The organism is Paenibacillus sp. R14(2021) (assembly GCF_019431355.1).
In the GTDB taxonomy this organism is placed as follows: Bacteria; Bacillota; Bacilli; order Paenibacillales; family Paenibacillaceae; genus Paenibacillus_Z.
In genome coordinates this window covers 2955290-2967500 of record NZ_CP080269.1, presented here as the reverse complement: position 1 = coordinate 2967500, position 12211 = coordinate 2955290, and the positions used below count along the sequence as shown (strand labels likewise).

At 54.2% G+C, this 12211-nt stretch carries 9 protein-coding genes, 16 tRNA genes and 1 rRNA gene (1 of these 26 only partly in view); 24 read left to right on the top strand and 2 right to left on the bottom strand.

Annotation, left to right across the window (positions count from 1 at the left end; genetic code table 11):
• The 23 genes from KXU80_RS13860 to KXU80_RS13750 form a co-directional block, all read left to right on the top strand.
• Positions 1 to 1660, top strand: a 23S ribosomal RNA gene (locus tag KXU80_RS13860); it begins 1268 nt to the left of the window's first position.
• A gap of 123 nt (positions 1661 to 1783) precedes the next feature.
• A tRNA-Asn gene (locus KXU80_RS13855) sits at positions 1784 to 1859 on the top strand.
• A gap of 5 nt (positions 1860 to 1864) precedes the next feature.
• Positions 1865 to 1955 (top strand) — tRNA-Ser (locus tag KXU80_RS13850).
• Positions 1956 to 1960: 5 nt separating this feature from the next.
• A tRNA-Glu gene (locus KXU80_RS13845) sits at positions 1961 to 2035 on the top strand.
• A 79-nt stretch (positions 2036 to 2114) separates the two neighbouring features.
• Positions 2115 to 2190: transfer RNA gene (locus KXU80_RS13840), tRNA-Val, on the top strand.
• 16 nt (positions 2191 to 2206) lie between these two features.
• A tRNA-Met gene (locus tag KXU80_RS13835) sits at positions 2207 to 2283 on the top strand.
• Positions 2284 to 2316: 33 nt separating this feature from the next.
• Positions 2317 to 2393 (top strand) — tRNA-Asp (locus KXU80_RS13830).
• Positions 2394 to 2407: 14 nt separating this feature from the next.
• A tRNA-Phe gene (locus tag KXU80_RS13825) sits at positions 2408 to 2483 on the top strand.
• 28 nt (positions 2484 to 2511) lie between these two features.
• Positions 2512 to 2587, top strand: a tRNA-Thr gene (locus KXU80_RS13820).
• Positions 2588 to 2591: 4 nt separating this feature from the next.
• Positions 2592 to 2676: transfer RNA gene (locus tag KXU80_RS13815), tRNA-Tyr, on the top strand.
• A gap of 12 nt (positions 2677 to 2688) precedes the next feature.
• Positions 2689 to 2762, top strand: a tRNA-Trp gene (locus KXU80_RS13810).
• 18 nt (positions 2763 to 2780) lie between these two features.
• Positions 2781 to 2856 (top strand) — tRNA-His (locus tag KXU80_RS13805).
• 26 nt (positions 2857 to 2882) lie between these two features.
• Positions 2883 to 2958: transfer RNA gene (locus KXU80_RS13800), tRNA-Gln, on the top strand.
• Between the two features lie 6 nt (positions 2959 to 2964).
• A tRNA-Gly gene (locus KXU80_RS13795) sits at positions 2965 to 3039 on the top strand.
• 11 nt (positions 3040 to 3050) lie between these two features.
• Positions 3051 to 3124, top strand: a tRNA-Cys gene (locus KXU80_RS13790).
• A 16-nt stretch (positions 3125 to 3140) separates the two neighbouring features.
• Positions 3141 to 3217, top strand: a tRNA-Arg gene (locus KXU80_RS13785).
• A gap of 8 nt (positions 3218 to 3225) precedes the next feature.
• Positions 3226 to 3307 (top strand) — tRNA-Leu (locus KXU80_RS13780).
• A 1172-nt stretch (positions 3308 to 4479) separates the two neighbouring features.
• Complete coding sequence (locus KXU80_RS13775; RefSeq protein ID WP_219838762.1) at positions 4480 to 4773, top strand: LiaF transmembrane domain-containing protein; 294 nt, start codon at positions 4480 to 4482, stop codon at positions 4771 to 4773.
• A gap of 50 nt (positions 4774 to 4823) precedes the next feature.
• Entirely contained in the window at positions 4824 to 5519 is a 696-nt protein-coding gene (locus KXU80_RS13770) for a PspA/IM30 family protein (protein ID WP_219838761.1), read from the top strand.
• Complete coding sequence (locus KXU80_RS13765; RefSeq protein WP_219838760.1) at positions 5519 to 5998, top strand: PspC domain-containing protein; 480 nt, start codon at positions 5519 to 5521, stop codon at positions 5996 to 5998. The genes KXU80_RS13770 and KXU80_RS13765 overlap by 1 nt, the downstream gene beginning before the upstream one ends.
• A gap of 3 nt (positions 5999 to 6001) precedes the next feature.
• A complete protein-coding gene (locus KXU80_RS13760) occupies positions 6002 to 6688 on the top strand; it encodes a PspA/IM30 family protein (RefSeq protein ID WP_219838759.1) in 687 nt (228 codons plus the stop codon).
• A gap of 103 nt (positions 6689 to 6791) precedes the next feature.
• Positions 6792 to 7868, top strand: a complete 1077-nt coding sequence (locus tag KXU80_RS13755; protein ID WP_258171388.1) for a sensor histidine kinase — start codon at positions 6792 to 6794, stop codon at positions 7866 to 7868.
• A gap of 22 nt (positions 7869 to 7890) precedes the next feature.
• Positions 7891 to 8568: a response regulator gene (locus KXU80_RS13750; RefSeq protein WP_258171387.1), complete on the top strand. Its 678-nt coding sequence runs from the start codon at positions 7891 to 7893 to the stop codon at positions 8566 to 8568.
• 149 nt (positions 8569 to 8717) lie between these two features.
• Here KXU80_RS13750 and mobB read toward each other — a convergent pair whose 3' ends face one another.
• A complete protein-coding gene (mobB, locus tag KXU80_RS13745) occupies positions 8718 to 9275 on the bottom strand; it encodes a molybdopterin-guanine dinucleotide biosynthesis protein B (RefSeq protein WP_219838758.1) in 558 nt (185 codons plus the stop codon).
• A 137-nt stretch (positions 9276 to 9412) separates the two neighbouring features.
• Between mobB and glp the strand changes: the two genes are divergently transcribed.
• The gene (glp, locus tag KXU80_RS28465; RefSeq protein WP_219838757.1) at positions 9413 to 10768 is read left to right on the top strand and encodes a molybdopterin molybdotransferase MoeA; all 1356 of its coding nucleotides are present in this window, start codon (positions 9413 to 9415) and stop codon (positions 10766 to 10768) included.
• 85 nt (positions 10769 to 10853) lie between these two features.
• Here the strand turns inward: glp and KXU80_RS13735 are convergent, their stop codons facing one another.
• Positions 10854 to 12182, bottom strand: coding sequence for a hypothetical protein (locus KXU80_RS13735; RefSeq protein ID WP_219838756.1), 1329 nt, complete (start codon positions 12180 to 12182; stop codon positions 10854 to 10856).
• Positions 12183 to 12211 lie beyond the last annotated feature (29 nt).

Genomic DNA, 12211 nt, shown 5'->3' with positions numbered 1-12211 from the left:
TAAGGACTGGTGGAGCGCATTCAAGTGAGAATGCCGGTATGAGTAACGAAAAGACAAGTGAGAATCTTGTCCGCCGTAAGACTAAGGTTTCCTGAGGAAGGCTCGTCCGCTCAGGGTAAGTCGGGACCTAAGGCGAGGCCGAAAGGCGTAGTCGAAGGACAACAGGTTGATATTCCTGTACCACCGTAAGCCGTTACGAGCAATGGGGTGACGCAGAAGGATAGTGACGCGGGCTGATGGATGCCCGTCCAAGCAGTGAGGCTGATGTGTAGGCAAATCCGCACATCGATAAGGCTGGGCTGTGATGGGGAGCGAAAATTGCAGTAGCGAAGGTCATGAGTTCAGGCTGCCAAGAAAAGCCTCTAGCCAGGTGAAGGTGCCCGTACCGCAAACCGACACAGGTAGTCGAGCAGAGTATGCTAAGGCGCTCGGAAGAACTCTCGTTAAGGAACTCGGCAAAATGACCCCGTAACTTCGGGAGAAGGGGTGCCTCGGTAGGGTGAATAGCCCGAGGGGGCCGCAGTGAAAAGGCCCAAGCGACTGTTTAGCAAAAACACAGGTCTGTGCGAAGCCGTAAGGCGAAGTATACGGGCTGACGCCTGCCCGGTGCTGGAAGGTTAAGGGGAGTGGTTAGCCGCAAGGCGAAGCTATGAACCGAAGCCCCAGTAAACGGCGGCCGTAACTATAACGGTCCTAAGGTAGCGAAATTCCTTGTCAGGTAAATTCTGACCCGCACGAATGGCGTAACGACTTGGGCGCTGTCTCAACGAGAGATCCGGTGAAATTTTAATACCTGTGAAGATGCAGGTTACCCGCGACAAGACGGAAAGACCCCATGGAGCTTTACTGCAGCTTGATATTGGACTTTGGTACGATCTGTACAGGATAGGTGGGAGCCTAAGAAGCCGGAGCGCCAGCTTCGGTGGAGGCAACGTTGGGATACCACCCTGATCGTATCGGAGTTCTAACCTGGTACCGTAATCCGGTACAGGGACCGTGTCAGGTGGGCAGTTTGACTGGGGCGGTCGCCTCCTAAAATGTAACGGAGGCGCCCAAAGGTTCCCTCAGAATGGTTGGAAATCATTCGCAGCGTGCAAAGGCATAAGGGAGCTTGACTGCGAGACCTACAAGTCGAGCAGGGACGAAAGTCGGGCTTAGTGATCCGGTGGTACCGAATGGAAGGGCCATCGCTCAACGGATAAAAGCTACCCTGGGGATAACAGGCTTATCTCCCCCAAGAGTCCACATCGACGGGGAGGTTTGGCACCTCGATGTCGGCTCATCGCATCCTGGGGCTGAAGTAGGTCCCAAGGGTTGGGCTGTTCGCCCATTAAAGCGGTACGCGAGCTGGGTTCAGAACGTCGTGAGACAGTTCGGTCCCTATCTGTCGTGGGCGTAGGAAATTTGAGAGGAGCTGTCCTTAGTACGAGAGGACCGGGATGGACGCACCGCTGGTGTACCAGTTGTTCCGCCAGGAGCACCGCTGGGTAGCCAAGTGCGGACGGGATAAGCGCTGAAAGCATCTAAGCGTGAAGCCCCCCTCAAGATGAGATTTCCCAATTCGTAAGACCCCTGGTAGACGACCAGGTTGATAGGTTCGAGGTGGAAGTGCAGCAATGCATGCAGCTGACGAATACTAATCGGTCGAGGGCTTATCCTATTGAACCCTGTTAAGGGGTTCACTTCGGAAACCAACCCTAACATCTTCGCTCAGCTAAGTAATGACCTTCGCAAAGGTTCGTATCCAGTTTTCAGGGTGAAAGTTGCCCGAATGTATTACCGTTCCCTGATAGCTCAGTTGGTAGAGCACTCGACTGTTAATCGAGTTGTCACAGGTTCGAGTCCTGTTCGGGGAGCCATTTCTGGAGAGCTGTCCGAGTGGTCGAAGGAGCACGATTGGAAATCGTGTAGGCGCTAACCGCGTCTCGAGGGTTCGAATCCCTCGCTCTCCGCCAGATCTGGCCCGTTGGTCAAGTGGTTAAGACACCTCCCTTTCACGGAGGTAACAGGGGTTCGAGTCCCCTACGGGTCACCATTTTCTCTGAAATTCCTTCAAGAAAACAGTTGCATTGAGCATAAGAAATAGGTTATAGTATTACTTGTTGCTCAAACATGGAGGCTTAGCTCAGCTGGGAGAGCATCTGCCTTACAAGCAGAGGGTCGGCGGTTCGATCCCGTCAGCCTCCACCATAATGATTTACAATGACGCGGGGTGGAGCAGCTCGGTAGCTCGTCGGGCTCATAACCCGAAGGCCGCAGGTTCAAATCCTGCCCCCGCAACCAATTACCTTCGGTGTATACCGAGAATTATAATGTGGAGCCGTGGTGTAGAGGCCTAACATGCCTGCCTGTCACGCAGGAGACCGCGGGTTCGAATCCCGTCGGCTCCGCCATTATAACCAAGTACGGCTCGGTAGCTCAGTCGGTAGAGCAGAGGACTGAAAATCCTCGTGTCGGCGGTTCGATTCCGTCCCGAGCCACCATTCTTGACAAGCAATAATTGAATAACTTGCCGGTGTAGCTCAGTTGGTAGAGCAACTGACTTGTAATCAGTAGGTCGGGGGTTCGAATCCTCTCGCCGGCACCATCATGGAGGATTAGTGAAGTGGCTAAACACGGCAGACTGTAAATCTGCTCTCTCTGAGTTCGGTGGTTCGAATCCATCATCCTCCACCACTTTTCTTACCTAGGGGCATAGTTTAAGGGTAGAACAGCGGTCTCCAAAACCGTTAGTGTGGGTTCAATTCCTGCTGCCCCTGCCAATTAAATATTGTTGTATGGCGATCGTGGCGAAGTGGTTAACGCACCGGTTTGTGGATCCGGCATTCGTGGGTTCAATTCCCATCGGTCGCCCCATTTTAACTAAACCAAAAGCTTTATGTTGGGGATTAGCCAAGCGGTAAGGCAACGGACTTTGACTCCGTCATTCCCTAGGTTCGAATCCTAGATCCCCAGCCATTTTATGCGGAAGTGGCTCAGCGGTAGAGCATCGCCTTGCCAAGGCGAGGGTCGCGGGTTCGATTCCCGTCTTCCGCTCCAATTTTTTATCTGGCGCCATAGCCAAGTGGTAAGGCAGAGCTCTGCAAAAGCTTTACCCCCAGTTCGAGTCTGGGTGGCGCCTCCACAAATTTATACAACATGTGCCCTTAGCTCAGCTGGATAGAGCATTTGACTACGAATCAAAAGGTCAGGAGTTCGAATCTCTTAGGGCACGCCATTAAATATGCCGGCGTGGCGGAATGGCAGACGCGCGCGACTCAAAATCGTGAGGGAAACCGTGGAGGTTCGAGTCCTCTCGCCGGCACCAATTTAAAAATTTCAGCGCTGTATGTACATTATGTACATACAGCGTTTTTGCGTTCTAGTCTTATATTTCAATTTTGTAAAAGGGTGGGGTGTAGATGGTGTTGAATCAGTCAGCAGCCATTCAAGATGAGATTGTTGAAACGTGTCCGCTCTGCGACACGGATGTTCCGAAGAATAAGCAGTTTATGATTTGGCAACCGTGTTCATGATGACTTTGTCCATGATTCCGAAGGTGCTTTCATATTTATATATACATATGTTTACTATGAATCGCAAAAAGAGATGTATTTGGCTGACTACTCGAGCGCAACATTGAGCGGAACGGAAGCTATCATTGGGTTGAACGATACAAATGGTATGGCCGCCAGGCATTTGAGTTCGCCTTACATCGATTTGTTTTAAATCAGCATGGAGGAATTTCTTTAGAGCGGTTAAAACAACGGTGAGTGCGTTGTCCCTCCTTGAGAAGGAAAGAATCAAAACGCGTAGGGCTCCTCAAAGGATCAAGATTGCATTATACGCATCCGCCAACCGCCAATAGGCTTGAATTTTTGAATCATCATTAGATAACAACACCGCAAGTAACATTGAGTATGGAACGTGTACAAGCAATAGAAGCGGAATTGACAGCAGTTGAGCCGACAATGCAACGACGTTTAATCGAGGCTTTTCATGCTGCTCTAAACGAATAAAACACGTTCAAAAGAGGATGAATTTATTTCTTCGTCTAAATAGGCGGAGAAATTAAAAAATTACTAAAGCTTATTTTGTCTGCAGGTCAGTGGTTCTGCAGACTTTGTCAACTAGAGATGTGTCGAAGAGCAGTGAAAGGTACGATAGGAAACACGGATAGGTATAGGCAAGTAGAGGCTAGATGTGTGTTGAGAGGGCTGAACTGCAGTCGTAGCTCATAAAGGAGCAAGCAGGTACAACCTGAATTAAATAGGTGCAAATGACGTTTGAGTCGTGCAGCAAATGCTTTTTATGCATGTGTTCGGTCTTAGGGTCTGCTAGCTCCCCGCCTGAGGTCTAGGGCTAAAAACCGTCGCGGGTCCGTTTTGAATCATGGCAAAACAACCTACAATAAGGACATAAGCAAGAAACGAAACAACGGCAAGGCAAGCAACGTAAGAAACGAATAACAGTAACTTATAGAAAGGCGGTGACTGAACAATGAACGGAAAAAATGCACTTGGCGCGATACTGGTATTGGTCGGAGGACTTATGGTCTTGAAATTCCTGCACATTAATCTGGGAGGCATCATTGGTTTCTTGATGCCCTTCATCCTGATCGGACTCGGCGTTGTCGGCGTAAAAAACAACAGCAAAATAATCGGAGCCGTGTTGATCGTTGTGGGCGGACTTATGCTGCTCGGCAAACTGGCTGGTATTATCACGCTTCTGCTGGCAATCGGCTTGATCGTTTGGGGCGTGTCTTATTTCAAAAATCGTCATAACCGCGTCTAACATACAACAGTGATCGTCATTGAAGTTCTGGAACGGAGGAGGCTTAAATCATGAGCATTATGCGAAGAGTGCGGGATATGACAGTCGCTACGCTAAACGAGCGATTGGAGAAAGCGGAAGACCCAGTGAAGCTGATCGACCAGTTTCTGTGGTCCACAAGGGAAGAAATTATACAAGCAGAGAAGCTGTATCAACAGTGTCTCGGTCACAGCAATCATCTCAAAGTACAGTGGCTGCAGGCGGAGCAGTTAAAGGAGAAACGCGAGCAGCAAGCCATCATTGCCCTTAAAGCCGGCGAAGAACATGTCGCCCGCATCGCGCTGATGGAGAAGGCAGCCAGCGAAGAGCGCGCTAATCAATACCATGAGCTCTACGAGCAGGCCGCGGTGAGCGTGAAGGATCTAGAGGAACAGCTGCGCGAGCTGCGCAGCGAATATCAAAGCGTCTACGATAAACGGGAGTATTTTGCGGCACGAATGGAGTCCCTTCGTCTGCAGCAGCGGCTGAACCAACGATATGCCAATGGCGGTGTGTATAACAGTTCACCGGGCCAACAGCCTTCCGGCATGTTCCGCAAGCTGGAAGACCGGATCAGCGACCTAGAGCTGGAAGCACGGAGCTTACGCGATTTGCGCAAAGCGGGGCAAGAGTTTCTGACCAGTGCAGGACAAACGATGCAATCCGTTATCGAACGGGAGATGGAGTCGCTGAAACGTAAACTGCAGCAGGAAGGATGGAAATCGTAATGAAGAAACTGTATCGGTCGCGCCGCGATAAAAAACTGTTCGGCTTATGCGGCGGACTTGCCGAAATGTTGAACGTCGATGCGACGCTGCTGCGGATTCTTCTTATCGTCGTGACTGTCTTTACAAGCGGAGCATTGATTCTCGTTTATATCTTGGCAGGTTTAGTCGTGCCGAAGGATCCATACGGCGGTTATGGTCCCGGAGCAGGTGGATTCAATGGCGGATGGAATAACGGTCCCTATGGAGGTGGCCAATACGGAAACGGTGGAAACGGTCCGGGTCACGGACATGGAAGCTCCTACGGGAATTCCACAAATCCAGGACCGATGAACAATTGGCAGCATCCACCCGCTCAGACCCAGGCACAACCTGCCTCCAACATTGATGCGATGATGGAAGACTTGGAGAAACGCGCATTGAAGAAAGAAATCGAAGAGCTTCGCGCCAAACTAGCGAAACACGAGAAGGGAGAGTTTTAAACGATGAGTATTTTCAAACGTATGAAGGATATGACGAAAGCTTCCGTACATGAGCTCTTGGACAAAATGGAAGATCCGGTTGTCATGCTGAATCAATATCTCCGCGATATGGAGGCAGAAATTCACACAGCGGAGTTGACGGTCGCGAAGCAAATGGCCAATGAGCGTCGTATGAAACAGCGCCTGGACGAAGCGGAAAGAGGCGGCGTTGACCGCGAAGGAAAAGCCGAAACTGCACTTCGCGCTGGTCAGGAAGAGCTTGCACGCAAACTGCTGGAGGAGAAAATCTTCTTCGATCAAAAGACTGCGGAGTACGCCGAACTGCATGCGAGTGCAAAGACTCAGGCCGAGGAGCTGATGAACCAGCTGCATGGGATGAAGGATGAATACTACCAGCTCCGCAACAAGCGCAATGAGCTCGCAGCCCGCGCGCAAATGGCCAAAGCCAAGAAACAAATGGCACAGGCAGCATCTGTACATTCCATCGAAAGCGGCAGCGCTTCACGCGGTTTCAGCCGTATGGAAGAGAAGATCATGCAGCTGGAAGCAGAAGCGGATGTCATTCGAGGACCGTTCGGAACGTATAACGCTCCTTCCGCAGTAAGCACAGTCGATACGGCAAAGCAATTGAAAGTCGAAGAGCAGCTGCAAGCACTTAAAAGCAAGCTGAACCCGCCATCAGGCGAATAAGTCCACTCCAACAGCTGAACAATATGCCCATTTGGTCGATGCGAGTAAGCGGCATCGGCCACTGGCATGTTTTTACGCGTTTACATAAGGAAGGGGGAGGGCCGTGAGCGAGCATTCGTCCGTGCCGAAGCAAGAGCCGTTAGAAACTCAAGCTGACAGTTCGGAGACGGTTGTGGCAGAGCGGGGCCAATATCCAGTTTACCGCAATGACGGGGTACCGCCGCCCATTCAGGCCGAGAAAAGAAGAAATGCTGCGGAAACGGTGCTGTGGTTATTCGTCATTCTTGGATTAATCGTACTGGTGCTGCAGGGAACCGGCTATGTTAAGCTGTTTGCGCTGCAAAGCAAAGCGGCGCTGATCGGGTTGACGGTCATTGCGGTTGCGCTTGTGCTCGCTGCCGTTTACAGTTATTTACAAGGGATGAAGCTCCGTGCCGCACTTAAGCGGCTGACGGATCAACAACGGCGTAAGCGTCAACGCGTGACATTGCCCGCAGAGGGAAGCAGCAGGGCGGACACGGAAGCGTTGTCCGAGGAGGACGACGTATGGACGGAGCAGGTGCGTTTCTCGGCTGTGATCGAGGAGCGGGAACGTCTGGCCCGCGAGCTGCATGATGCTGTCAGTCAGCAGCTGTTCGCGATTTCGATGACGGCAACGGCTGTCAGCCGTACGCTGGAGAAAGACTGGGAGCGCGCAAAGCGCCAGGTACAGCTCATTGAGGAGATGGCATCCGTGGCGCAATCGGAAATGCGCGCGCTGCTGCTGCATTTGAGACCGGTGCATTTGGATGGCAAGAATTTGAGTCAGGCGCTTCATAGCCTGATTGAAGAATTGAAACAGAAGGTACCGATGGCGATCACGCTGGAAGCGGATGCGACGATCAAGCTGGATTCGGAAGCAGAGGATCATTTGTTTCGAATTGCGCAAGAGGCGTTCTCGAATGCGCTGCGCCACTCCAAAGCGGATCAGCTCAATATCTATCTGCAGCATGCGGGTCCTTACGTCCGGCTGACCATCCAGGATAACGGAAGCGGGTTTAATTTGGAAGAGAAGAAACAAACGTCCTACGGCTTACTCACCATAGAGGAACGGGTCAACGTGCTCGGGGGCTCGATGAAGCTCATTACTTCGCCGGGCAACGGAGTCGTTATCGATATCCGAGTGCCTTCGGCCGTATAGGATGGAGGAGGAATTTCACCGAATGGAAGCGATCGAACGAATGGAAAGCATCGAACAACCGATTAAGGTACTGCTTGTGGATGACCATGAAATGGTACGTATCGGCCTTGCGGCCGTACTCCATACAGAAGACGGCATCGAGGTCGTCGGAGAAGCCAGCAATGGCATGGAAGGAATTCGTCTGGCGCAGGCTTACCATCCCGATGTGGTGCTGATGGATCTGGTCATGGAAGGCATGGACGGGGTGGAAACGACTCGGCGGCTGCTTGAATTGTATCCGGATTGCAAAGTGATCGTGCTGACCAGCTATCTCGACGACGGCAAAATGTATCCGGTTATTGAAGCGGGGGCGTTTAGCTACCTGCTCAAAACGTCCCGCGCAAACGAAATTGCCGATGCGATACGCGCAGCGGCAAGAGGGCAGTCCGTGCTAGAATCGCAAGTGGCGGCAAAAATGATGAATCGTTTCCGCCAGCCCAAGGCTGAAGCCGTTCGGCCGCTGCATGAGCAGCTGACGGACCGGGAGATGGATGTCCTCAAATGCGTTGGCAAAGGCTTGTCTAATCAGGAAATTGCCGAGGAGCTGTTCATCGGCATTAAGACGGTTAAATTCCATGTAACGAATATTTTTGCCAAGCTCGGCGTGGATGACCGGACGCAGGCTGCTATCTATGCGCATAAGCACGGGCTGGCGGAGTAGCCTGATAGAGAGAGCCGGTGCAAAGCGAGTCTTTTGAAGTAATGGCCATAAGCGGTTGGAATTAGACAAGAGCTTTGCTTCATACATTAGCCCGAAGGGGACCCGAAAGAAGGACACTTGGCGAGAAGTGATCTTTTTTCGGGTCCTTTTCATATCGAGGTTTGGATGAGGGTTAGAATTTCTTTGGCAATGGCTTCATCTTGTTCGATATCGAAGAAGCGTATTCCTGTGCGCGGTTCCGTATCTACAAGGAGTGCGCCGGGCCAACGAACGGCCAGTAGCGGATTGCTGAGCGCAAGAAGCGCAGCGTCTTCGGGCGACCGGATGAGGATGATTTTGGGGTAAGCTTCCTGCTTAAAGCCTTCGACAAGTACAACATCGATATGCAGCATGTACGCAAGCAGCTCGGAGAGCTCGGCTGCACCTTGGCTGATCAGAGCGCTTCGATAGGCGGAGGAGATTGCGGTGATATTGGCTCCGGCCTCTTGGTGCTTCCATGTATCCGTACCCGGGGTATCCATAGCGAAATCATGGGCGTCATGTTTAATTGTACCGACTGTATAGCCGTTTTGCTTCAGGTGCTTTGTCAGCTTCGTGAGCAGGGTTGTTTTGCCGCTGTTCTTGTAGCCGACGATTTGAAGCACGAACGGGCTTCTGCGGCGATGCACGTCAGAGGAAGGCTGATGGCCCGGTAGATGAGATAGCATGGCAAATGTACTCCTTCAGTAGAATTGGGAGGTTTCGTGTCCGCTGGACATGCGCTTAGTATACCATATGAAGGTATCGCGGCATTGCCGGTTTCTGGTACAATGGAACGATAACGTGAGATGGGATCGGAGGAAGCATGAACGTGGGGCAGCTGCAAGGGGAGGCACGGTTTCGCAGGCAGGCTATCAAAGTAGACGATGCGATTCGTCTCATAATCGAAGCAGCGAAGCCTGGGCGGATGGAGTCGGTGCCGCTCCGGGAGGCCGGAGGCAGGCGGTTGGCAGAGTCGATTGCCGCGACGACGGACTGGCCGCCTTTCGCGCGGGCCGGACTGGACGGATTCGCCGTCCGCAGCGCGGATACCGCGCTGGCATCGCCGGGCTCGCCGGCGGTGCTGCGCGTCATTGACACGGTCGCCGCCGGCGAGCTTGCCTCGGCGGCCGTAGCTCCGGGCACTGCCGTCCGCATCATGACGGGCGGCGCCGTGCCCTGGGGGGCGGACGCCGTCGTCATGCTGGAGCAGACGGCGGACGCCCGGCTTGACGGGCAGCCCGCGGTACAGGTGAAGCGCACCGCCGAGCCCGGGCAGAACATCGCACCGCAGGGCGAGGAGTTTCGCTGCGGCAGCGTGCTGGCGGAGCCCGGCGTGCGGCTGCGGCCGGGCCACGCGGCATTGCTAGGCACATTCGGCTATGCCCATGTGCCTGTATATGCGCGGCCGCGCATCGCGGTGCTTGCGACCGGGGCGGAGCTGCTGCCGGTCGAGGCGCCGCTTGAGCCGGGCCGCATACGCGACAGCAACAGCGCGATGGTCGCCGCGCTCATCGAGCAGTACGGCGGCGTGCCGGTGCTGTGCGGCCGCGTGCCCGATGAGCCGGCAGCAGCGGCACGGGCCATCAGCGACGCGCTGGCGCAAAGCGATCTGCTCGTGACGACCGGCGGCGTGTCGGTCGGCGATTACGACGTGATCGCGAGCCTGCTGCAACGCATCGACGGCGTGCCTGCCGCGGCACCGGTTGAAGCTGCCCCGCAGCCGCGGGGAGAGATAGAGCTCTCGACGTCCGCGGCGCTGCCGGCGGACAGCAGGCTGCTATTTAACAAGGCCGCTATGCGTCCCGGGTCGCCGACCTCGGCGGCAGTCGTATCGGGCAAGCTGCTGATCGCGCTGTCGGGCAATCCAGGCGCTTGCTTTGTTGGCTTCGAGCTCTTCGCCCGGCCCGCGCTTCTACGGCTGCAGGGTGCTTCGCCGGCTGAAGCCATGCCGAAGCAGGTCACCGCTAAGCTCGCTTGCACCTTCGATAAAGGCAGTCCGCATGAACGATTCGTGCGTACCCGGCTGTATACGGAGGCGGGAGTTCTCTTCGCGGACCCGCTGGCGTTCGGCAAGTCCAGCATGATGGCTTCGATACCGGAAGCAGAGGGTCTGATACGCATTAAAGCCGGCGCGGAAGGTCCATCGGAGGGGACCGTCGTCGATGTGATCGTGCTCTAAACGTTCAAAACCCGCAGCCTTGCAGCATGCCGACAAAGCCGTTGCAGAGGAAGCGGGTTTATTTGATTGATCGCGAGTACGGCTCCTACATAAACGAATTTACGTAAAGTCCGTTCAAGGGCAGCTGGAGATAGGCTTTGGAGGAGGCACGGTACAGCGTGAACGATTGAAAGCCGCGTGCTCTCGAGCTGATCAGCGCTTCCGTAGGCAGGCTTGTAAATCGTTTCAGTGCGCTTTCCAGCCTCCCTGACAGTCCGTTCCGGCCTGTCAGCAGCCGTTTGACTTCATCGGGCTGCGTCTCCATAGCAGCCTGAAACGTCTCCTCTTCAAGTGTCCATGCTTCGTCGTGGTCACGATAGATGCCGATGGCCTCGATGCTGGCATTGTGCATGGCATCATGGATTCGCTGCTCCAGCATAGGATTCAGGTAACCGGAAGCACTGCCGTAAATGCGATGAAGCTCGTTGACATGTCCAAGAATCCGTTCAAGCTGCGAGGCGATGGCAGGGATATCATTGCCTACGGTTACCGTTACGGAAGCCGGGTCTGATAAAGGAGCGGCGATCTCAAGTGTGACGAGCCCGTCTTGGAGCACGATAAGGTTGGAGGTGGATACGATATCCGCTCCGCCGTCAATGGCGTAGACGGCATCCGACGCAGCATGCACGATCCGGCCGGCGCCGCTTGCAGCGATGCAGCTGCTGCTCCCCACATCTGTCAGCGCAAACGCCGCTGCAGCGCTCGCTTGTTCAGAGACGGCTTCAAATCGAATGACGCCGTTCACGGCATCCTCCAGCAGCGAAGCCATTATCCCTTTTCCCGCGTTATTCACGACATCGCGGATTTTGCCCAGCGCAATGGCATTGGTATCGCCTCTGCGAATATCGACCGCCAGGAGCGTGGAATCCCAGCCCATCCGCAGCAGAAACCGATGCGCGCCCCAGGGGATCACGGAAGGTGCCTGCGGGGTCAGCTCATAGCCCAGATTGCGCTGCGCCATTGCGGCAGAGGTAACCGCCACCGTATACGGCCGCCGTTCAGCGCCTGCCTGAGCTTGGCCGGACAGGGCGCCGCGCTCATCCACATCGATGACCCGCTGTTGAAACACGGATTTGTCTCTCCGGGCAAACTGGTTCAACGTGCCGATGAGCGCTTTGCCCTCCGAAAGCCACGCGGCCGAGCTGAACGCGGCCGACTTCAGTGCTTCCTCAGCTCCCTTGGGCAGTTGGAAGCTGGCGACGACTCCGGCAAGCTTGGCTCCGCGCACCGCAGGCTTCTTGGCGCTTCTGCGCCAGAACGGATATTTCCCATCATGCATGTAGGGGTACATCGCATAGCGTTCTACAGGAAAAATTGTCTCATCTGAGCGGCGAACCGTTCCGAAAATAGCAGGCACGGAATAAGGCAGCACCACAATCATCGCCTCCGGTCATTAGAATATGC